This is a genomic window from Shewanella sp. W3-18-1 (genome assembly GCF_000015185.1).
GTDB lineage: Bacteria > Pseudomonadota > Gammaproteobacteria > Enterobacterales > Shewanellaceae > Shewanella > Shewanella putrefaciens.
Window position 1 is genome coordinate 1,572,675 of record NC_008750.1, and the last position, 18,817, is coordinate 1,591,491.

21 protein-coding genes and 1 tRNA gene are annotated in these 18,817 nt (G+C 40.1%); 13 read left to right on the forward strand and 9 right to left on the reverse strand.

What is annotated here, in order from left to right:
- From pseI to SPUTW3181_RS07210, 9 genes are read left to right on the forward strand one after another with little or no spacing between them, the layout of a single operon-like run.
- Positions 1–1,050: a pseudaminic acid synthase gene (pseI, locus tag SPUTW3181_RS07170; protein WP_011788731.1), complete on the forward strand. Its 1,050-nt coding sequence runs from the start codon at positions 1–3 to the stop codon at positions 1,048–1,050.
- 53 nt (positions 1,051–1,103) lie between these two features.
- Entirely contained in the window at positions 1,104–1,631 is a 528-nt protein-coding gene (locus tag SPUTW3181_RS07175) for a GNAT family N-acetyltransferase (protein ID WP_227498147.1), read from the forward strand.
- The gene (locus tag SPUTW3181_RS07180; RefSeq protein WP_011788733.1) at positions 1,628–1,858 is read left to right on the forward strand and encodes an acyl carrier protein; all 231 of its coding nucleotides are present in this window, start codon (positions 1,628–1,630) and stop codon (positions 1,856–1,858) included. Before SPUTW3181_RS07175 ends, SPUTW3181_RS07180 begins: the two co-directional genes overlap by 4 nt.
- Positions 1,858–2,604: an SDR family NAD(P)-dependent oxidoreductase gene (locus SPUTW3181_RS07185; RefSeq protein ID WP_011788734.1), complete on the forward strand. Its 747-nt coding sequence runs from the start codon at positions 1,858–1,860 to the stop codon at positions 2,602–2,604. Before SPUTW3181_RS07180 ends, SPUTW3181_RS07185 begins: the two co-directional genes overlap by 1 nt.
- Before the next feature lie 32 nt (positions 2,605–2,636).
- The gene (locus SPUTW3181_RS07190; RefSeq protein WP_011788735.1) at positions 2,637–3,998 is read left to right on the forward strand and encodes an AMP-binding protein; all 1,362 of its coding nucleotides are present in this window, start codon (positions 2,637–2,639) and stop codon (positions 3,996–3,998) included.
- Complete coding sequence (locus SPUTW3181_RS07195; protein WP_011788736.1) at positions 3,995–5,050, forward strand: acyl-protein synthetase; 1,056 nt, start codon at positions 3,995–3,997, stop codon at positions 5,048–5,050. Before SPUTW3181_RS07190 ends, SPUTW3181_RS07195 begins: the two co-directional genes overlap by 4 nt.
- A complete protein-coding gene (locus SPUTW3181_RS07200; protein WP_011788737.1) occupies positions 5,029–6,219 on the forward strand; it encodes an acyl-CoA reductase in 1,191 nt (396 codons plus the stop codon). Before SPUTW3181_RS07195 ends, SPUTW3181_RS07200 begins: the two co-directional genes overlap by 22 nt.
- Complete coding sequence (locus tag SPUTW3181_RS07205; RefSeq protein WP_011788738.1) at positions 6,212–7,057, forward strand: LicD family protein; 846 nt, start codon at positions 6,212–6,214, stop codon at positions 7,055–7,057. The genes SPUTW3181_RS07200 and SPUTW3181_RS07205 overlap by 8 nt, the downstream gene beginning before the upstream one ends.
- Before the next feature lie 15 nt (positions 7,058–7,072).
- Positions 7,073–7,813: a class I SAM-dependent methyltransferase gene (locus SPUTW3181_RS07210; protein ID WP_011788739.1), complete on the forward strand. Its 741-nt coding sequence runs from the start codon at positions 7,073–7,075 to the stop codon at positions 7,811–7,813.
- A gap of 106 nt (positions 7,814–7,919) precedes the next feature.
- On the opposite strand, the gene SPUTW3181_RS07215 is transcribed toward SPUTW3181_RS07210, so the two are convergent.
- Positions 7,920–9,475, reverse strand: a protein-coding gene (locus SPUTW3181_RS07215; RefSeq protein ID WP_086022276.1) for an IS3-like element ISSpu6 family transposase whose coding sequence is annotated in 2 segments (ribosomal slippage) — positions 7,920–9,013 and positions 9,013–9,475 — 1,557 coding nt in all. Because the reading frame shifts where the segments join, the coding sequence is not laid out codon by codon here.
- Positions 9,476–9,580: 105 nt separating this feature from the next.
- A complete protein-coding gene (locus SPUTW3181_RS07225; RefSeq protein ID WP_011787758.1) occupies positions 9,581–11,191 on the reverse strand; it encodes an IS1634-like element ISSpu7 family transposase in 1,611 nt (536 codons plus the stop codon).
- 117 nt (positions 11,192–11,308) lie between these two features.
- Between SPUTW3181_RS07225 and SPUTW3181_RS07230 the strand changes: the two genes are divergently transcribed.
- On the forward strand, positions 11,309–11,863 hold the full coding sequence (locus tag SPUTW3181_RS07230; RefSeq protein WP_049824073.1) for an HAD-IB family phosphatase: 555 nt from the start codon (positions 11,309–11,311) through the stop codon (positions 11,861–11,863).
- A complete protein-coding gene (locus tag SPUTW3181_RS07235) occupies positions 11,839–12,486 on the forward strand; it encodes an NTP transferase domain-containing protein (RefSeq protein WP_227498148.1) in 648 nt (215 codons plus the stop codon). The genes SPUTW3181_RS07230 and SPUTW3181_RS07235 overlap by 25 nt, the downstream gene beginning before the upstream one ends.
- 48 nt (positions 12,487–12,534) lie before the next feature.
- On the opposite strand, the gene SPUTW3181_RS07240 is transcribed toward SPUTW3181_RS07235, so the two are convergent.
- The 4 genes from SPUTW3181_RS07240 to SPUTW3181_RS07255 form a co-directional block, all read right to left on the reverse strand.
- On the reverse strand, positions 12,535–12,828 hold the full coding sequence (locus SPUTW3181_RS07240; RefSeq protein ID WP_011788742.1) for a hypothetical protein: 294 nt from the start codon (positions 12,826–12,828) through the stop codon (positions 12,535–12,537).
- Positions 12,825–14,114, reverse strand: a complete 1,290-nt coding sequence (locus tag SPUTW3181_RS07245; protein WP_011788743.1) for a motility associated factor glycosyltransferase family protein — start codon at positions 14,112–14,114, stop codon at positions 12,825–12,827. The genes SPUTW3181_RS07240 and SPUTW3181_RS07245 overlap by 4 nt, the downstream gene beginning before the upstream one ends.
- Before the next feature lie 49 nt (positions 14,115–14,163).
- Positions 14,164–14,239: transfer RNA gene (locus tag SPUTW3181_RS07250), tRNA-Arg, on the reverse strand.
- A 55-nt stretch (positions 14,240–14,294) separates the two neighbouring features.
- The gene (locus SPUTW3181_RS07255; protein WP_011788744.1) at positions 14,295–15,461 is read right to left on the reverse strand and encodes a flagellar assembly protein FlgT; all 1,167 of its coding nucleotides are present in this window, start codon (positions 15,459–15,461) and stop codon (positions 14,295–14,297) included.
- Positions 15,462–15,744: 283 nt separating this feature from the next.
- Here SPUTW3181_RS07255 and SPUTW3181_RS07260 point away from each other — a divergent pair, with 283 nt between their 5' ends.
- A complete protein-coding gene (locus SPUTW3181_RS07260) occupies positions 15,745–16,377 on the forward strand; it encodes a FlgO family outer membrane protein (protein ID WP_011788745.1) in 633 nt (210 codons plus the stop codon).
- Entirely contained in the window at positions 16,374–16,823 is a 450-nt protein-coding gene (locus SPUTW3181_RS07265; protein ID WP_011788746.1) for an LPP20 family lipoprotein, read from the forward strand. The genes SPUTW3181_RS07260 and SPUTW3181_RS07265 overlap by 4 nt, the downstream gene beginning before the upstream one ends.
- Before the next feature lie 356 nt (positions 16,824–17,179).
- Here SPUTW3181_RS07265 and SPUTW3181_RS07270 read toward each other — a convergent pair whose 3' ends face one another.
- From SPUTW3181_RS07270 to flgA, 3 genes are all read right to left on the reverse strand, one after another.
- A complete protein-coding gene (locus SPUTW3181_RS07270) occupies positions 17,180–17,605 on the reverse strand; it encodes a flagella synthesis protein FlgN (RefSeq protein ID WP_011788747.1) in 426 nt (141 codons plus the stop codon).
- Positions 17,606–17,607: 2 nt separating this feature from the next.
- On the reverse strand, positions 17,608–17,931 hold the full coding sequence (gene flgM / locus SPUTW3181_RS07275; protein WP_011788748.1) for a flagellar biosynthesis anti-sigma factor FlgM: 324 nt from the start codon (positions 17,929–17,931) through the stop codon (positions 17,608–17,610).
- Positions 17,932–18,004: 73 nt separating this feature from the next.
- Positions 18,005–18,712 (reverse strand): flagellar basal body P-ring formation chaperone FlgA, encoded by a 708-nt coding sequence (gene flgA, locus SPUTW3181_RS07280; protein ID WP_011788749.1) that lies wholly within the window; start codon positions 18,710–18,712, stop codon positions 18,005–18,007.
- Positions 18,713–18,817: the final 105 nt, after the last annotated feature.

Below are 18,817 nucleotides of genomic sequence, written 5' to 3' on the forward strand. Positions count from 1 at the left end.
ATGCAGGTAATCAAAGTTGACCATTGTCACATCGGTCCTGGCCAGCCAGTATTTGTCATTGCAGAATTATCAGGAAACCATGGGCAATCGCTTGAAAAGGCAAAAGAGATGATATTGGCCGCCGCTGAGGCTGGGGCGAGCGCTATTAAGCTACAAACATATACTCCTGATACTATTACCTTAAATGTTAGCCATGGTGAATTTTTTATTCAGGACCAAGACAACTTATGGAAAGGGAGAAGCCTTTACGATCTCTATAGTGAGGCGATGACACCTTGGGAATGGCATCAGCCATTATTTGATTACGCTAAGTCGTTAGGTTTAGTTGCGTTTAGTACGCCATTTGATTTAACGGCAGTGGAATACTTGGAAAAACTTAACGTACCTTGTTACAAAATAGCTTCATTTGAAAATAATGATCATGCTTTACTGGCGGCTGTCGCGAAGACTGGTAAACCTGTGATTATGTCTACGGGAATGGCTGAAATTCATGAGCTTGCTGAAGCTGTTACGGTATTAAAGCAACATGGATGTCGCGACTTGATTTTATTAAAGTGCACTAGCCATTATCCTGCTGAGCCAGTTGATGCCAATCTATCAACTATTCCTCATTTAGCACAACTATTTGATTGTCAAGTGGGTTTATCTGACCACACGCAAGGGATTGGCGTTTCAATTGCTTCTGTGATTCTTGGAGGTACCGTAATTGAAAAACATTTTGTTATCGATAGAAATGAAGGCGGTGTTGATAGTGAGTTTTCCCTTGAGCCGAGGGAGTTTAAGTCGCTCGTTATGGAAACCGAAAGAGCCCGTGTAGCCCTAGGACGAGTGCATTATGGATGTACAGCAAAGGAGATTGCATCAAGAAAATATCGGCGCTCTCTTTATGTTAGTCGGGATATGAGCGCTGGCGATATTTTGACGGTTGATAATCTTCGTTCAGTTCGTCCTGGTTTAGGCATTGCTCCAAAATATTTACATCAATTACTCGGTAAAGCCGTCAAACAGGATATTGCAGCAGGTACGGCTATGTGTTGGGAGTTTGTATAACACTATTGTGTGGCAAACTCGAAAACTCATACCGCATAGAGTTGAGAATTAAATTGAATAATTATGGTGTAGAACTTCGCGCTGTCGAAATGTGTGATTTACCGCTACTTAGACGTTGGCGTAATCGAGATGATATTCGTTTACAGATGATGCAAACGGACTATATATCACCGAATCAACAACGCAACTGGTTTGAAAGTATTCAATATCGGAATGACCAACAGCATTGGGTTTTATGGTGTAAAGGACAACGAGCAGGCTATGTCAATTTAAAGGGGAATATTTCTGGTGAATTATTTGGGCAAGATCTTGCTGACGCAGGAATTTATTTAGGTCCGTCACCAGTACGTCACCCAATGCTTGCGGTAGCAGCTGCATTGTCACAATTAGATTTTGGGTTTGAAACTTTACAAATCAAGGCGATAAGAACATTAGTGAAAACCGATAACCACTCTGCTTTAAGGCTCAATCAGCAGTTAGGCTATCAAGTATTGTTGAATAAACAAGATTTTATCGCATTAGAATTACTTCCAAGTGATTATTTTATTGCACGTGAAAAATTGCGGAGATTTTTTAGATGACCAGATTAGAAGTACTCTTTTCAAACGCATTAGGGCTCGATATTGAAAAGATCCATGATGAATTAGCCTACAACTCTGTACCCGAATGGGATAGCGTGGCACACATGGGATTAATTGCTCAGCTAGAGGATGCTTATGACGTACTTTTAGATACTGATGACATTATCGATATGAGTAGTGTTGGTAAAGCGAGGGTGATACTCGCTAAATATGGCGTTAATTCATAATGTCACTATTACGAGGTAAAAAAGCATTAGTAACTGGTGCCAATCGTGGTATCGGCCTAGCTATTGCCCATAAATTTGCTCAGCAAGGTGCTGAATTATGGATAAATGGCCTCGATTCAAACAAAATTGAGCAGGTAAGAGTTGAAATTGTTTCTAAGTATGGTACAGACTGCCACGCGTTATGCTTTGATGTATCGGATCCACTTGCCGTAAAAGCAGGATTTCAGTATTTATTTAAGCAAACCAAAACATTAGATGCACTTGTTAATAATGCTGGCATTATGGATGATGCTTTGCTCGGTATGGTGACTCATCAGCAGCTTGAACGAAGTTTTTCAACTAACACTTATAGTGTGATTTATTGTACTCAGTATGCTGCCAGATTAATGGAGCGAGCAGGTTCCGGATCAGTTATCAATATTGCCTCTATCATGGGAAGAGTTGGAAATGCGGGACAATCTGTTTATGCAGGAAGCAAAGCTGCGGTGATAGGTATTACTCAATCTTTAGCTAAAGAGTTAGCGAGTAAACAAATCCGAGTTAATGCCATTGCGCCGGGGTTTATTGAAACTGATCTCGTTAAGATATTAAACGAAAATACCTATGAAAGCCGTTTGCAAAGTATAGCCATGGGAAGAGCTGGTTTTGCTAGCGAAGTTGCTGATGTAGCAGCATTTTTGGCCTCTAATATGGCAAGTTATGTCACGGGTCAGGTGATAGGTGTTGATGGGGGGATGCTTATTTGAATATCTGCCTTCAAGGGTGTGGCGTCACTAAAATGTTGTCACATATAAAAGCTGATAATCCAAACTTAGCGTGGTGGGAACCTCAGCTCGGTTGGCTGACATATGGCGATATTCATCAGAAAGCGCTCCAGCTTCAGCAGACTTATCCAAGCTCAAAATGCTTAATTTACTTACCTTTTTTTAATCGTCTTTCACACGTTCTTCATTACATTGTCGCTTTAAGACTGGGACATCCCCTCATGCTTGCTGACCCATTGATGAGTCACGAGCAGCGGCAATTGACCATTGATAATTATGGTGTTAATGCCTGGATTGATGAGTCCGGTATGTTGCATGAGTTGACAAAAAGTAAAACAACTCAGGCTAGGTTGCATCCTTCTCTTGCTTTGCTATTGCCAACCTCCGGAAGTACCGGTGCATTTAAATGGGTACGCTTATCTCACAAAAACCTCCAAAGTAACGCGCTAGCAATTGCTGAGTATTTACAGATAAATCAAGATGAGCGGGCAATTACAAGTTTGCCATTCTTTTACTCTTATGGTCTTTCTGTTCTCAATAGTCATCTTGCCGTTGGTGCCGCGTTAGTTCAAAGCGAATATAGCACAATGGATCGCCAGTTTTGGTCCTTGCTTAGTAACTTGGAGGTAACTAGTTTTGCGGGGGTCCCTTTTACCTATCAAACATTAAATAAATTGAAGTTTGACTGGTCGAGCTACCCATGTCTTCGCACTATGACGCAAGCAGGCGGTCGGCTTGATTCCGAATTAGCGCGGCACTTTGCTACCGAAGCTTTGAAACGACATAAACGCTTTTTTATTATGTACGGTCAAACCGAGGCAGCTCCAAGAATGGCTTGGATAGCTGAAAATGAAATCGTTGAGCATCCCAATTCTATCGGTCGTCCCATTCCTGGCGGTGAATTTAATTTAAAACCAATTGACGGATTAGCGGAAGGGCAAGGTGAGCTTATCTACCGTGGACCAAACGTGATGATGGGTTATGCCGAAAGTGAGTTCGATCTTGCCAAGGGCGCTGAATATAAAGAGTTAGCTACTGGAGATGTTGCTTATTGTGATACAGAGGGACGCTATTACCTTTGTGGGCGTTTAAAACGTTTTATCAAACTTTTCGGTAAACGTACTAACCTTGTAGACATTGAAACATTTCTCGAAAATAAATCTATTATTACTGCTTGCCTTAATAAAGATGATGAGTTGCTGATCGCATATGAGCCAACGGATCAAGATATAGATGCTGTGAAAAAACAACTTTCACTCTGGTTACGTATTCCTATTAACGTGATTAAGTTCATCCTTGTTCCTGTTTTGCCTCGAACTTCAAATCTTAAGATTGACTATAATACGCTGCCGCAATTATTGGAGTCATCATCATGAATTGGCTTTGGGATCACTCCATATTCGCTTTGCCACAGGTTGAGAAGGAAGCGCTGTTATTAGCTGAATTGAATAAGCTGACCTCTCATCACGAGGTCAACTGTCCTAGCTTTGCTAATATATTAAGAGCATTTCACTGGGGACATAGTGAGGATTATGCCCAGCTACCTTATCTTGCTTGCCGACTTTTTAAGTTGATGAAGTTACAAAGTATTCCCGATGCGAAAATATTCAAAATGATCAGTTCATCAGGGACTACGGGGGCTGCATCTCAAATAGTGCTTGATAGAGAAACGGCTTCGTTACAGACAAAAGTATTGGTTAAGATCCTTCAAGAGTTTATCGGAAAACAGCGACTGCCAATGCTGTTGATTGAAAAAACATCACTCGTACAAAATAGAAATGATTTTTCGGCCAGAGGAGCTGGCGCTGTTGGCCTATCATTTCTCGGTCGAGATCATACCTATGCTCTAGATAGCAATATGCAACCAGATTGGAAAACCATAGATGCTTTTTGTGAACGGTATTCAAATCAACCCATCATTTTATTTGGTTTTACCTTTATGGTATGGGAACACTTTTTAGAACAAATAAAAAAAAGAGGACACAAATTATCTTTTGAACAAGGAATATTATTTCACAGTGGCGGATGGAAAAAGTTGCAACATAAGGCAGTTGATAATGCGACATTTAAAATGCAATGTAGCGAATGGTTAGGTATTGCTAAAGTCCATAATTTTTATGGGATGGCTGAGCAAATAGGTTCAATTTTTGTTGAGTGTGAATCGGGCCATTTACATGCTCCACTTTATTCAGATGTGATAATCAGAGAGCCTACGACCTTAGCCCCTTTACCCATAGGCAAAGAGGGGCTAATACAAGTGCTTTCGGCAATCCCTAAAAGTTACCCAGGACATTCACTATTAACAGAAGATATTGGGCGAATAATTGGGATTGATAATTGTTGCTGTGGTCGTAAGGGACAGTATTTTGAAGTGATTGGACGTCAAAAAGGCGCAGAGGTCAGGGGATGCAGCGATACATTTCAATAAACCAAGCTTTAGATGCTCCTGAAGTCGAACATTTACTTAGAGGACAAACCGGGACTCGATTTAATCCTGTCCCTTTAGCCTGTTTTGCGCCTGTTATTAGAGAGTTTTTAGCGGATTTATCACAACGTCTTCAACAGCAATATCGGATGGTACCAGAGCTAGCGGCTTTTGGTTTTTGGTTACGTCCACGGCAAGTTGAACAACAGGTCCTTCGCTTATCAGGTCGTGCGCCACTTGGAATGGTTTTTCATTTGGTACCATCTAACGTCCCGACAATAGCATTTTATTCTTGGATAATGGCCTTGTTAATGGGAAATTCGAGCATTATCCGATTATCTTCACGTAAACACCCCACTCAAGAGATAATGTTGGAACTACTCTCTGCAATGTTACTAGAGTCGCGTTGGAGCCCAATAGCAGAGCGAACCCGTTTTATCCGCTACCAGCATAATGATGAAATAACCAAATGGTTTAGCGAAGAATGTCATCTGAGAGTGATATGGGGAGGAGACAAAACAATCCGTGCGATTAGACAGCTTGGATTATCAGCTACTGCTCAAGAATTGGTATTTCCTGACCGTCGTTCGATGGCGATTATCGATAGTCAATGGGTATCAACATTGGATACTGATACATGGGCAAGTTTAGTGAGTGAATTTAAACAAGACTGTACGTTATTCGATCAAAAAGCTTGCTCGTCACCCACGATGCTAGTTTGGATTGGGCAGCCTGATATTGCAGTAAAACAAAGGCTATTAGAAGAGACATTTTATACTTTTGGGCTTAATTCTAGTTTGGTAATGGAACGTTTAGTTCAAAGCCAAATGAATGCTGCAATTGTTCAATCTCAAGAGTTAACGTGCTACAAAGGTGTAAGCGTATTTTCTCATCAAAAACCGACCATTTTAGATTATACAGGCCCAGGCTTATTAACTGAGAGTGTTATGCCAAATTGGCAGGCGATTAGCAATACTTATTGGGATATTCAGACTTGTGTCTATTTAGGTGAGTCACTTGCACAATGTCGCGATGAGTTAAGTTGTATTGTTGGGCGTGTTGATCGTGTTGTTAAACCTGGCCAAGCACTTGCATTTGATTGGTATTGGGATGGGATCGATATCTTACATTCTTGTAGCCGGAAAAAATGTAATTGGGGGAACCATGGTTAAATATTCAGGAGTTTGTATTTTATTTGGTGCTGGCGGCGGCGGAGAAAATGCACTTTCATTATTAAAGCTTGAAGGATGTAATATTAGCGCTATTGTCGACAATGATCTAAAAAAGCACAATACCTTTTTAGATGATACTCCTATTTATGCTCCTGAAAAATTGAATTGTGATTTGATTTTTGACAAAATACTTATTGCAAGTGGATACTCTAAGTCAATCTTAGCGCAATTGGGGCAATATAATATAAGCCAAGAGCGTATTATTGTATTACCTCAATATTACTTAAAGCCTAATCGGTTTTCCGATCAGGTTTTATACTCTTTAGCTTGGGATTTTATTTTTAGTTTTTCTGAATTAATGAGTAAATTAAATATTCGATATTGGTTGGATTATGGGACGTTACTTGGGCTTGTAAGGGATAATGATTTAATTTCATGGGATTCCGATCTTGATTTTTGCATTTTAGATGAGAATAAAGGTTATTTGATTAATAGTTTTTCTGTTATATCTGAACATATATCCTCCACTATTGGATGTGATGTTAAAATTGAGCTGATAAAAGGTGTTGAATGTGAGCATTCAAGAGTTTTTATATCTTGTAATCGTGATAATGTGATTCTCGATATTGATGTATTTATCAAATTTAACTTCTCTAATTTTGTGTGTTTGGAAGTCATGGATAGGGTTGAGCGTTATAATACTGAGCATTATGTTGCAGTTGACTTTTTGAATGTAAAAGGAATTTCTTTACCAGTACCCAATAAGTATGATCAATATTTGACAAGAGTATACGGTAGTTGGTGTGTTGCCAACAAAGAGTGGACTTTATATTCATAAATGTAGGAGAAAATTATGGCTAGGATTTATGGCGACGATAAATTAAAACTATCCTACGATAATGTTGTAAAGTTCTTTGAGGATAGGGCGAGAAAATCAGCAGTGGTTGGGGATTTAAGTGCTGTTATTTATCAGGATAAAAATCCTGAATTAGCAATAAATCGAGATATCATTGAAAAAAAATTGTTACTCCCAAAACTTGGAATTGACCAAAGCAGTATCGTTTTTGATGCTGGTTGTGGTACAGGGCGCTGGGCACAAGAAATTATTCCCTATTGTGGGCAATACTATGGTGCAGATATTTCTAACGGATTTATTGAGATTGCCAGTAAAAAATTTAAAAGTTATAAAAATGCGCATTTTTTTGTTTCACCTCTTTGGGAAAGGAAAATATTAAGTAAAGGTTTTAAAGGAATATGCACTCATGCTTTATCATTTGGTGTAATGATCTACATGAATGACGAAGAATTAAAAGTTTATTTAGATATTTTACTTCATCTTATGTCCGAGAAGGCTTTAATTGCTTTTAGAGAACCAATTGGTGTTGCACAAAGATTATCCATTATCGAACATTTTTCAGATGATATGGAGCAAGAATATAATGCGATTTATAGAACTGAATTAGAATTGTTTGAAATGATTGATAGTGTTTTTAATCATTCAGGATTTAGCTTAAAAGAAAGTGGTGATGTGCATAGTGCTGCTTTATCTAACCGAAGTGATACTAAGCAAAAATACTATATTTACCAAAGATAGGTTTAATAAATGAAGACAGCATATTGTTTTGATTTAGATAGCACATTAACTACTTTAGAGATTTTACCGGTGTTTTTCAAGATAGTTGTCACTCTTTGTTTAAATATTAAGCTGCATTTATTACGCCTTCTTCTGGTGCCTTATCTGGGTTGAGTGTTACAGCGCCAACCGCTTCACAATTTCTGATCTCTGTAGACCAACGCATCGGTTTTCTTTCCTTCGCCGCCTCAAGCACTTTCTTGCGCTTCGCTAAAATAGCGCCATCTTGCAGTGCATGACGTTGCCCTGGTGAGACAAAATTTAGCTGGCTGTGTTTATGCTCATCGTTGTACCAGGTTACAAACTTTTCCACCCATTCTCTTGCTGTTGCTAAGCAGCTAAAACCTGATGCCGGCCACTGTGGGCGGTATTTCAACGTTTTAAATAACGACTCTGAAAAGGGGTTGTCATTACTCACCCGCGGCCGACTTAATGATGCCGTAATACCAAGCTCTTCCAGCTTGGCTTTCATGGTCAGTGACTTCATCGGCGCCCCATTATCAGAATGCAGCACTAATGGCGTGTTAAAGCATTGCTCGCGTAACAGACAGCGTTGGATTAGCGCAGCGGCATATTCCCCACTTTCTTGCTCATGAACTTCGTAACCCACTATTTTTCTACTGTAAATATCTTCAAACAGGTACAAATAGTAGAACTGGCCTTTGACGATTGAGGCTAAATAAGTGATGTCCCATGACCACACTTGATTCGGCCCATCTGCCCGATAACTCAACGGTTTGCTTCGATTGACCGCAGCCTGAGTGCGGCCACGATGGTTAAGTTGACCATGAGCATTTAACACTCTGTAGAAGCTGGATTCCGAGGCGATATAAATCCCGTTATCTAATAATGTTGGCACAATTTGCGACGGGGGTAAGCTGGCGTACTCCGCTTGATTGCACACACTTAATATCTGTTGTCGCTCATGTTCTTCGAGTTTATTTGCTGGCTCTGGTCGAGCTGCTGTTGGCCTTAAATCAGCTTGCACTTGACCTTCTCGATACCAACGTCGATAGGTACGCTTACTGAGGCCCGTTTCAGCACAAGCCTTATAAAGGCGAGCACCCTGGGTATACGCCTCTTGGATTAAGGCAATCAATGCTATGCGCTCAGGCAAGGGGGTTAGCTCTCCTCGCTGTCGTCCCCCCAGAGCGCATTGAGCTTTTTTCTGAGCACCAGTAACGCAGCAGCTTCAGCCAGCGCTTTCTCCTTATAGCGCAATTCCCGTTGCAGCGATTTGATTTCGGCTTTGTCAGCCTTAGCCTGCTGTTTAATGGTTTTAGTTTGTACTTCTGAGGTTTGAAAACCAGCTAAACAATCCTGTTTCCACTGCTGTACTTGCTCGCGGAACAAGCCCTTTTCACGGCAATACTGGTTTATCTCCGCTTCCGACAGCGGCGCTGTTTCAATAATCACGGCAAGTTTTGCTTCAGCCGACCAATCATCGGCTGTTAATGTTTTACCTGGCACGGGGCGACCTTCTTTTCTGGCAATATCTCGCCAATGATACAAGGTTTGCACCGCGATGCCTTCTTCCCGAGCGACCTCTGCGACCGTTAAGTTGTGAGGAGGTAATAATTTTTTAAGGATCGCCTCTTTACGTTCTGGTGAATACCGAGCCATATCGTTCTCTTTTGCCGCACCCTGTCTTTAAACATAATGATTATTTAGGGGTGACAACAATCCTGACACAGGGGGTTACCATGTATCCGACATTCCGCAGCTAATTTAGGAATAAACTACCTCATAGAATCTACCGAGTAATTTGAGTAGTTGTGTTTGGTGATCTTGAAGTCCAGTGATGAACCTTTGGCCGTTAATCTCTAGCGTATCTATGCCTTCGAATTGCAAGAAGACCCAACGTGCCGTCGGTCTGGAGGTCGTCTTGTTCTTTACCATACTTGGGAAGAACGCTTCGGTTTGTGCGAGTTGTTCTCTGATTTTGTGTTCTAAACTAGCGTAAACAAGCAAGCTCAACGTCATTATCATTAGCAACGCTTCAATGCGCTCAGGCTTTTTCAAGAAGATGGAAGAGGTTAAAAACTCAGGGCTTTTTAGAAAACGGAAGCCGCGCTCGACTTTTTGTTGCGATTTGTAATGTGCTAGAAGAGCCGCCATGGTGAGTGCTTCATTGTCGGTGTCATTCGTCGCGAGGATAAACATGCCTACTTTGAGCTTAGCCAGTTTTACTTTTTCTAGGTCGGTGAAGGGGGCGGCTTCGATAAAGTATTGGTATCCTGTCGGTGCTTCATCTGTCTTTGGGCGGCCCGAATGAGAGTAAGTCGGCTGTTTGATGAGAGTGCCTTGTTCAAACCCAAGTAAGTCACATTGTTTCTTGAAATCGTTAAACGCTAATTCTGCGTCAACTTCACAAGCGAATGGTTTTTTACTTAGCTTTTCCAACGCTTTGATTTCTTTTGCTATGTTTTTCTCTAAGTTCTTGAAGAAAGTGATTTCTTCCCGCTTGGTGGCCTGTTCACTGTGAACGAGCAACCAACGTTGATTGACCTTTCCGTAATCCGAGTCTATCCAACATCCTGAGTAGCCATGACCGATAGTGCTTAATTGCTCTGGCTCTAGCGCAAGTAGTGCTTGTTTTGCGAGCTTGATGGTCATGGGGACACGGGTAATGAATTTTTGATTTTGCTCATCTAGCGAGGAGATGCTTTCTTCGGTGTACAAAGCGGCATCAGCGATAAAGTAACGACTATTTTGCGCGGCTTTTAGGCAATGTATGTGTCTTTTAGTGACTTCAGCGAATGCCTTGGCATCATTGGTGTTACCACTCAGTGCTTGCATGTAAACAGGAATACCTGCTTGGTTTTCACAGATGAGTTCAAGCACGACTTGGTTAAGCTCTGGCCTATGATCCCGACTATAACCTCTTACAAGCTTAATCACGTTGGTGTTTTCATCTTGTGCATACTCACCATCAACGTGGAAGCTAGTGATATCAAGATGAACAGAATCGGTCGTCAAGCCCAGTTTATCAACAACACGCTCAGCAATAACCTGATAGAGCGCTGAGACATCGGCTTCGTATAGAGCATCTAATGTGCGGCCTAGTACATCATCAGTCAGGTGGTGTGCTTCAATGTCTTTGGCGAGTAGCTTAGATACAGGCTTGGTCTTAAAAAAGTCCGAGAACATGTGCAGTGTTCTGCTATGAAAGCCAAGTCCATTTAGGAGCATGGCCAATACCGCGTCACCATGAGAAACATTGTGGTCAGAATATTTTGGGATAACGGCATCTATCATCCGTGGCAGGCCAATTTCGTGACAAAAGGCGGCAATGAGACCAAGGTGATCTAAGCGTTTAATAACAGGATGGGTAGACATATTTTGAGACCGTCAAATAGCAGTAATAGATCAAAACTGTCGATCGCGGTCAAGATGGTGTCGTAGTTTTTATGAAAAGCTGATCGCCAGATCACACTATTTAAATTCTGGAATTAGCTGCGGAATGACGGATGTATTGCTTCAGAATTAAATATTTCTGAGGAAATGGCATTATTGACAAAGCTAACTATGGACGGTGTGATAGATTTTATCTCATCTTTTAAATTGAGAGTATTATTGTTATCAACAGTTTCAATTGAGAGAATTAACTCAATTATAGATGAAGTACCATTAGACTTAAAATTATTAAAATTTATAAAAGACAATCGTGAGCAATGTTTTATTGTAACCGGCAATATTGACCTTTGGATTAAGCCTTTACTAGATAAGTTTGAGTGTAATTATTATTCATCATCTGCTCAATATAGTGATGGTTATATCAAACTTGATAAAGTCTTAGTTAAATCTGAAGCGATAAAAAATATCAGAGCAATGGGATTTGACAGGGTTATTGCTGTTGGTGACGGAATGAATGATGTTCCGATGTTTCTCGAGTCAGATATAAAAATTGCATTTGGGGCGATTCATCACCCTCCTAAATCACTCGTAAATTTAGCAAATTATATTGTTCATAGTGGGGATTCTTTATGCAACTTATTGAAAATGTTGTGATTGCAGCTGCAGGTATGGGAGCGAGAATTGGTCTTGGCATTCCGAAATGTATGATTGATATTGAAGGAGCAAATCTCTTATCAAGGTTGATTAATTTACTTGATAGCTATTGCAAAAATATAGTTGTAGTTGTTGGTTATCGTGAAGAAATGGTTGTTGAATATTGTTCTGTTTATCACCGTAATGTTATTATTGCAAGAAATCCTGATTATGCAACGACTAATACAGCTTATAGTTATTATCAAGGAGCTAAAAATTTAGTAGGGAAAACATTATATATAGATGGTGATCTATTAGTTGAAAAAAATAGCATGCTAGCTTTTCTTAAGAGTGCAAGCTCTGTTGATGTTTTAATAGGGGTGGCAAAAGCAAATAGTGAACAAGCTGTATACGTTGGGTTGGAAGGCGAATCTGTCACCTATTTTAATCGAAATTATCAAGGTGAAGAGTATGAGTGGGCAAATGTTTTTGTCGCGCCTAGTAACTTCTTGACAAAAATAGATGGTTATGTTTTTGAATCAATAGAGTTAACTTTACCACTTCCTTCAAAAGAGATCGTATTAAGGGAAGTTGATACTAAAGATGATCTAGAACAAGCTATTCTATTTTGTCGTTCTTGGTGATCTTTTTAAGATGGAATATTAAAAGTAGATAGTTATTTCTATCTGCTTTTAAGTTGAAAACTCTGCTCGAATGGGTTGCTTTTGTAATAAAATGGGGATTTCATATTCAAGGAAGTCCGCTAGTGATAACCAGTCCTGATTTTCTTGGGCAGTTAGCATTGGAGGGATTATTTTAAATATTTGACTTTTAGCATCCGCATCTAATGTTTCAATAATAGGCTCAATTATATTTAGGCATTCTCTTAGTTTTTTTGAACCATCAGCTTCTTGTCCTAGCCTGAAATGATGTGCAGTGTTAATTAGTTTATCGATTAGCTCTTGCAATCTTAGTTCATAATTCATCTATTAAAGTCCTTAAACTGTGTCCCCTGAATTCGTGCACCTTCAAGGCTTGATTGATAAAATTTCACATTAGGCTTGGTCTTAATGTAATTTTCTAAACTACGTAAATAACCTCTAAAATTCAAGTCTGTTGGTACTCTTTTTCCTCGTCCATTCAGGATCCAATGTTTAGCATTATTTATTTTTGGTCCTAATGAACCATCAGGCCAAAATGCATGAGTTTTATTTTTGGTGTAGCAAAAGTCACAACCAAACATTGATATTTCATAAGCGCCTAAATAAATTGCTAAATCTATAATTGGATGAATAACACTACCATTAGTATATAAACGAAGTTTAGGGTGAGAATTAGCCAAAGCGTCGTATTGCTTATGCTTTGAGTAAGCACAATATTTTTTTCCTTTCCATTTTTCTACTACTTCAGGTGCCAATTTAGGAAAGTATACCAATGAGATGTTATCTGTCTCTTCTATAGGTAAATGGTCAAGGCGAATATTTATATCTATACTAATCACTATGTCTGGGTAGATCCCATGATTTATTAAGCCTCTTAGTGCAGTATCTGCTGCAATCATTAATGGTCTTATGCTTTCAGGTAACTGGCGTTGTTTAAAGAGATAATCATAGTGATCTTCAAGGGTTGGGCCTGATGCGATGACAAAACACTGTGGGTTGCTATGTTGCATGATTAGCAAATTCGCGCTTGGATCATTTTCTATATTTTTTATATTGGCCTTAAATCGAGATTCAACTCTCATATCGTTGATATGCTTTTGATTGACATAGTGGCGATTTAGTTCAAAGATGATCAAATCACGAATAATAGCATTTTCATTGCTAACTAAATTGAGTTCAGGAGTTATTGCAATATATGGAAAACTCAGTGTTTTTCCTGCTTGTTCGTGTAAGGTCAGATTTGGATGATCTAGCCACTCTCTCTGATCGGTATAACAAAGTAATAACGCGAATACTGCCAAATTTAAAATGCATACTTCAATGCGAGTATAGTGAGAGTTTTCAATCAATACGCTAGGTACATCACCCATACCCACCCCATAAACTGTTACTTGGCGAGCATTTGGGGGAAGGGTGTTGATAAAAAGTTGTGCTTCAGCGATGCGGTCGTGACGGCTACTGAGCTGAATACCATTTACACTAATGGTTTGATCGCGGCCTATGACAAGATGGGCATTAAGTTGATCTATTGATTGGCTTTTGATCGCAGCAGCCACAATCGGCCAGCGTTTAGTAATAATATGTAGATTATTGGCAAATAGTTCAGTCATTCCGTTTCCTCGGAAGCTTTTGTTATTTGATATCACCGACATCACTATCTGGTCTCTCCACAGGGACTCGAACCCCGATCGGCCGCTTAGGAGGCGGCTGCTCTATCCTGTTGAGCTATGAAGAGACGAGAGTGATTATACTGGTTTTATCTGTGATTAAAAGGCTTATGATTTAGTTGCTTAAATCTTAATCGCGATGTCGTTTATCTGTACGTTGTAGACAGCATTTTGGTCTACAAGCACCGCGGTTGAGCTTTCTTCACTGACTTGTTCAATTTTGACTGTGGCGCGACTTTTTGTCGCGACAGGACGCATTTCATTGAGTCTGTCTGGCAAGTTCTGTTGTAATACTACTTGGAATTTATCGTTAACACGAATGCCATGTTTTCTGCCTAAATTTAATATTATCCTATCAGCTTGGCGACTCACTACTTGCCCGAGTAAAGGACGGCAGTTGAGTGTGCTATCCAAATCTTGAGTAGCTTGCTGCATTAATTGATTGATATTTCTGCCATATGCCGAGCGCCAAAACCTTTCACTATTAGGCGATACTACGGCTTGTTCTTCAAACTCCCATGGGGCAGAGGTACTGTAACTTTTACTCCATACTTCTTCTCCACTGATCCCGTGGTAGAGATTAAGTTTGAATTGAAATTGTCTTTGTGGGGCTTCATCCCAGATGCCGAGGAAGGTTGATTTAACTGGATCTGTCGAAATATCAATAATTTGTGGCTGAAGAATATATTGGCTGTCGGTTATTTCGCTCAACCAATTTGGTAGCCTATATCCTCGAATATCGACTAAATCTTGGGTAATATCGAGTCTTTCTTTAGCATGTAGGTGGCTAAAACTCGTAGATGAATAGCTATCGATATTATGGCTCAATTTTTCGGAGATAATTTCTTCAAACCCTGAGAGTTGACCGTATCTAAGCTGGGTGCGATCTTTTATTTGCGCTTGAGGTATTAAAATAGCCGCTTTTAATTGCCCATTCGGACATTGCTGCGTAGGGTCTTCATTCAGATCAAGTCGTAGGGAAACATATATTCTTTGGCCTTGGATCCGCTCATTGACCAGTTGAATGCTGATTGCTTGGGCATTTCTATTTATCGCAAAGCTGCTTTGGGTGAGATTGCCATTAGTTGTTTGTTGTTCGCTGGATATTCTTATGCCTGTATTAAGCGTTGCATAACTTACTGCCTGATTGATGGCTTCTTCCCTAGCTTGGGCTATATTGCCATTAATAATCATGGCCTCACCACTGGCTTCGATCCATTCAGCCTGTACAGACATTGAAAGTAAAGTAAGGCTCAAACTAATGATAGAAGCGGATCTTAATATGTGCATCAATTCAGTCCTTAATGCTGTGCCATCACGAATGACGAGATTGTTAATTTAGCCAGTTTACTGACAGACAACGCTATTAGACTAGAAAGCAAGTTTCATGCCTTATTGAAAGGGGACTTTAGATAAAGTTTTACTAATGACTGCCGATAAAGTAGCTATGGATATAATCCCAATGGCAATTTGCTGTCTTGGTCTGGTATTTGCATTTGATATTTCCTGTGTTGTAGCTGTGGCCTAATTATCATTTAAATGGCCAAGAATTCCTTTAGACGAGGTCTGCCCAATGTTAAAACGTGTCATTATTCCCTTAATCCTAATAGTGTTAGGTGGATGCGTTGCTAAATCCGTTGTGCCTCCGAAACCTAGCTTAGTTGATGGCAATGGCTTGCCGCCAACATCGACGATTAATCATTTAGCTCAGCGAATTGTCACAGAGTTAGTTAAACAAAATGATGCACTCCGTTCAGATCAACCCATAGTAGTTACAACACCTGTGTTGGTGGGGGATATGAACAACACTAATGCAATGGCACAACAGTTACAGCAAGGATTAATGACATCACTGCATAGCTTTCAATTTAATGTTGTAGATTTAAACCTTGGTGATGGTTTAAGGGTGACGACAAGTGGTGACTTTATTTTGACGCGGGATTGGCAAAAGTTATCAAACAATCTCCCCGTTGAACATTTAGTCGTATCGACGATGAGCCCCACAACAAATGGCATGGCAATCAATACACGTATTGTTAATGTAAGTAACAATCGCGTGGTTTCGGCTTCTCAGACATATGTGACTCAAAAAGAAATGCCCAACTACATGCAACCATCTGAAAAAGTAGTATCCCAAAATGGCATTTTATATAGGCAAACAGGTTCAGGTATGAATGAAGTACGTGTGTTAGGAGATGGAAAATGAAACGATACCTCTTACTCGTCGCAGTGCTTTTGTTAAGCGGCTGTGCAACGAAAGACCGATACGTACAGTGGGAAGATGTGCCGCCACCGAGTTTTCCTAAACTCACTGCAATTGGCTACGCGCCCTTAGCGACACAACCCGCTAAAGAGCAATCGCAAAAAGTGTTGATGGCTATGCAGGCATCAAAAATTGTGGCTTACCGCGAATTAGCCGAACAAGTTTATGGGCAAAAAATTACGGCAAATAGCAGTGTGAGTGAGTGGATGTTAACGGACGATAATGTAAAAGCTTCGGTTTCTGGAGTCATACGCGGGGCTAAAGTTGTAAAAAGTTATCCCGCTGGTGAGCATTATGTTACTGAGTTAGAACTTGATTTTTCTCAAGTTTGGGCTCTTTATCAACAACAAAACCGTCCACAAAAAGTTAAAGAAGTCACGTATTTTTAGGCATGTCATACCCAAATATTGATTTCACTTTGGCAAATTTTTGCGTCTAAAATACTAACGCTTTTGGAGCTTTTGATCGCGAAGCAAAAAGCGGAGTTATGCTACTCAAATGAGGAGTTGCGTGCATGAAGGTAAGTGCATGTCAGCTAAACTTTTTAGCTGGATCTCTGTTGTGATTGAGCGTTTGTGTTGAAAAGATCCTGTGGGAAAAGTTTTGTCCTATATCACCGTAAAACGTCAATCTTTCGTATCAATCCCTTTCTTATAAACACATTGACCGCGCATTTGCGCGGTTTTTTAGGTTATTGATTTTGCAGGCGATTATTTTGCGAGAGAGAGACTAGCTGAAATAGAGATTAAGCTTTTAAATCATTACCTAAACTTGAGATTGTTGAGGTTTTACCTTTATCGTTATAGGTAAGGCTAGTGGCATTGCGACTGGCTTGCAGGGCTTGAGCAAAGCGATTTAGACTCGCTAAGTTCATCTCGATCAAACTGGCATTTTGTTCATTCAGTTCTTTGCATTCGGTTAACGCTCGTTTAACCTCTGCCATTTTATCGTTAAGATCAGGTTGTTGTGTTAGCTGAGATTTATCGTTGTGATTGGCCAGCAGCTCATCAGTTGCCTTAAGCTGTTTTAGACATTGTGATTTTTCATTTGCAAGCGACAACAACAAATCGGCGTTTTGGTCTACCAAAGCGCCTTTTTCCTTGAGTATAATTTGCTTAAGAACAGCCAAATGGGCGTGTTGCAGATCTACCAGTTTAGCTATTTCTGTCATAGTTACTCTCTATTGAGATCATTTAATTCGGCTTCAAAACTGGCGATATTGGCAGCCAGTTTTTCGGGATCAATTTTATATCGACCTTCGGCAATGGCTTGTTTAATTTCAGCCACTTTCTTTTGGTCAACTTCGGGTAGACTCGCCATTTTAGTCTGAGCTCCTTGTAGCTGCTGAGCTTGAGCCGTAATGACTACAGAGTCGCCTTTTTGCGATGGAGTCGATTTTGTCGCTACTTGAGCAGATTGTTCACTGCTGACTTTAGTTGCGCCAGAACGGGTTTGAGACGTCGTTCCGGTGTTTAGTTTGCTTATATCAATTGCCATTTTAGGCTCCAGCGTCGTGTATACGGGATTGCTTAACTGGTATCGGCAGCTTACAGAAAAGCTTTAGATTATTTTACATTCTAACTTCGACTTCGCCAATGCCTATGACTATTGCATCTAGTTGTTTGTTTGAACTGCTATTTTTAACTCTAATTTGCTCACCAATATTTCCATCTTGTAAGGCCTCTCCTGCTGTTTTTAACATAAATGAAGGAGATCGTACATAAATAGAGATTGCGTCATTCTTACACACAAAACACAGGTTGTTGGCAAAAATAGGGGATTCCTTTGCAATTCGACGTTTTACGCGTGTGCCTTCGAGTTGACTTGGGTCGTCAAATTGTTGTCCGCGTAAACTATTTTGTTCAATATATCTTACTTCAATTTGGCTAGCATTGATTCTATCGCCAGGTGCCAGAATTTCTGTAGTAACCACGACAGGAAATAAAATATCGACTCTAACTGAGATAAATATTTGCCAAGGGTAGGCAAGTTCAGGAGTATGACAACTGACTTTAATCGTATTATTGCGACTAATGTCGCGATCACTCGCCATTTCAACTTTTATCGGTGATGTGCACTGGGATGGTAACATGCGAGCGTCAATATTCTGAGGTGTTATGTCTACTTTAGCCTTTGCCGGTATGGAAATCTTTTCATTAATAAGGGCTTTAGCTAATTCGGATATCGCCGATATGGTGGGGGCAACAGGCTCTGTACTCGCAGTCGCGGGTAACAGTAGGGTGAAAAAACTCAAAAAACAGACTAAATTTACTTTCATAATGAAGAGACTAGCTTGTAATGCCAGAATGCACCTATACTTTTATCAAGTGAGAAGCTGATAACCAAAATCAACAGAAATATCCATGTCAGAAGATTGACTCAG

Excerpts from the sequence above, each read along its gene's own strand:
- SPUTW3181_RS07180 (WP_011788733.1), top strand. The coding sequence starts at position 1,628 with ATGACCAGATTAGAAGTACTCTTTTCAAACGCATTAGGGCTCGATATT.
- SPUTW3181_RS07265 (WP_011788746.1), top strand. The coding sequence starts at position 16,374 with ATGAAACGATACCTCTTACTCGTCGCAGTGCTTTTGTTAAGCGGCTGT.
- SPUTW3181_RS07240 (WP_011788742.1), bottom strand. The coding sequence starts at position 12,828 with ATGAATTATGAACTAAGATTGCAAGAGCTAATCGATAAACTAATTAAC.
- SPUTW3181_RS07270 (WP_011788747.1), bottom strand. The coding sequence starts at position 17,605 with ATGACAGAAATAGCTAAACTGGTAGATCTGCAACACGCCCATTTGGCT.
- SPUTW3181_RS07200 (WP_011788737.1), top strand. The coding sequence starts at position 5,029 with ATGCAGCGATACATTTCAATAAACCAAGCTTTAGATGCTCCTGAAGTC.
- SPUTW3181_RS07185 (WP_011788734.1), top strand. The coding sequence starts at position 1,858 with ATGTCACTATTACGAGGTAAAAAAGCATTAGTAACTGGTGCCAATCGT.
- SPUTW3181_RS07205 (WP_011788738.1), top strand. The coding sequence starts at position 6,212 with ATGGTTAAATATTCAGGAGTTTGTATTTTATTTGGTGCTGGCGGCGGC.
- SPUTW3181_RS07210 (WP_011788739.1), top strand. The coding sequence starts at position 7,073 with ATGGCTAGGATTTATGGCGACGATAAATTAAAACTATCCTACGATAAT.
- SPUTW3181_RS07235 (WP_227498148.1), top strand. The coding sequence starts at position 11,839 with ATGCAACTTATTGAAAATGTTGTGATTGCAGCTGCAGGTATGGGAGCG.
- SPUTW3181_RS07260 (WP_011788745.1), top strand. The coding sequence starts at position 15,745 with ATGTTAAAACGTGTCATTATTCCCTTAATCCTAATAGTGTTAGGTGGA.
- flgM (WP_011788748.1), bottom strand. The coding sequence starts at position 17,931 with ATGGCAATTGATATAAGCAAACTAAACACCGGAACGACGTCTCAAACC.
- SPUTW3181_RS07245 (WP_011788743.1), bottom strand. The coding sequence starts at position 14,114 with ATGACTGAACTATTTGCCAATAATCTACATATTATTACTAAACGCTGG.
- flgA (WP_011788749.1), bottom strand. The coding sequence starts at position 18,712 with ATGAAAGTAAATTTAGTCTGTTTTTTGAGTTTTTTCACCCTACTGTTA.
- pseI (WP_011788731.1), top strand. The coding sequence starts at position 1 with ATGCAGGTAATCAAAGTTGACCATTGTCACATCGGTCCTGGCCAGCCA.
- SPUTW3181_RS07190 (WP_011788735.1), top strand. The coding sequence starts at position 2,637 with ATGTTGTCACATATAAAAGCTGATAATCCAAACTTAGCGTGGTGGGAA.
- SPUTW3181_RS07195 (WP_011788736.1), top strand. The coding sequence starts at position 3,995 with ATGAATTGGCTTTGGGATCACTCCATATTCGCTTTGCCACAGGTTGAG.
- SPUTW3181_RS07225 (WP_011787758.1), bottom strand. The coding sequence starts at position 11,191 with ATGTCTACCCATCCTGTTATTAAACGCTTAGATCACCTTGGTCTCATT.
- SPUTW3181_RS07255 (WP_011788744.1), bottom strand. The coding sequence starts at position 15,461 with ATGCACATATTAAGATCCGCTTCTATCATTAGTTTGAGCCTTACTTTA.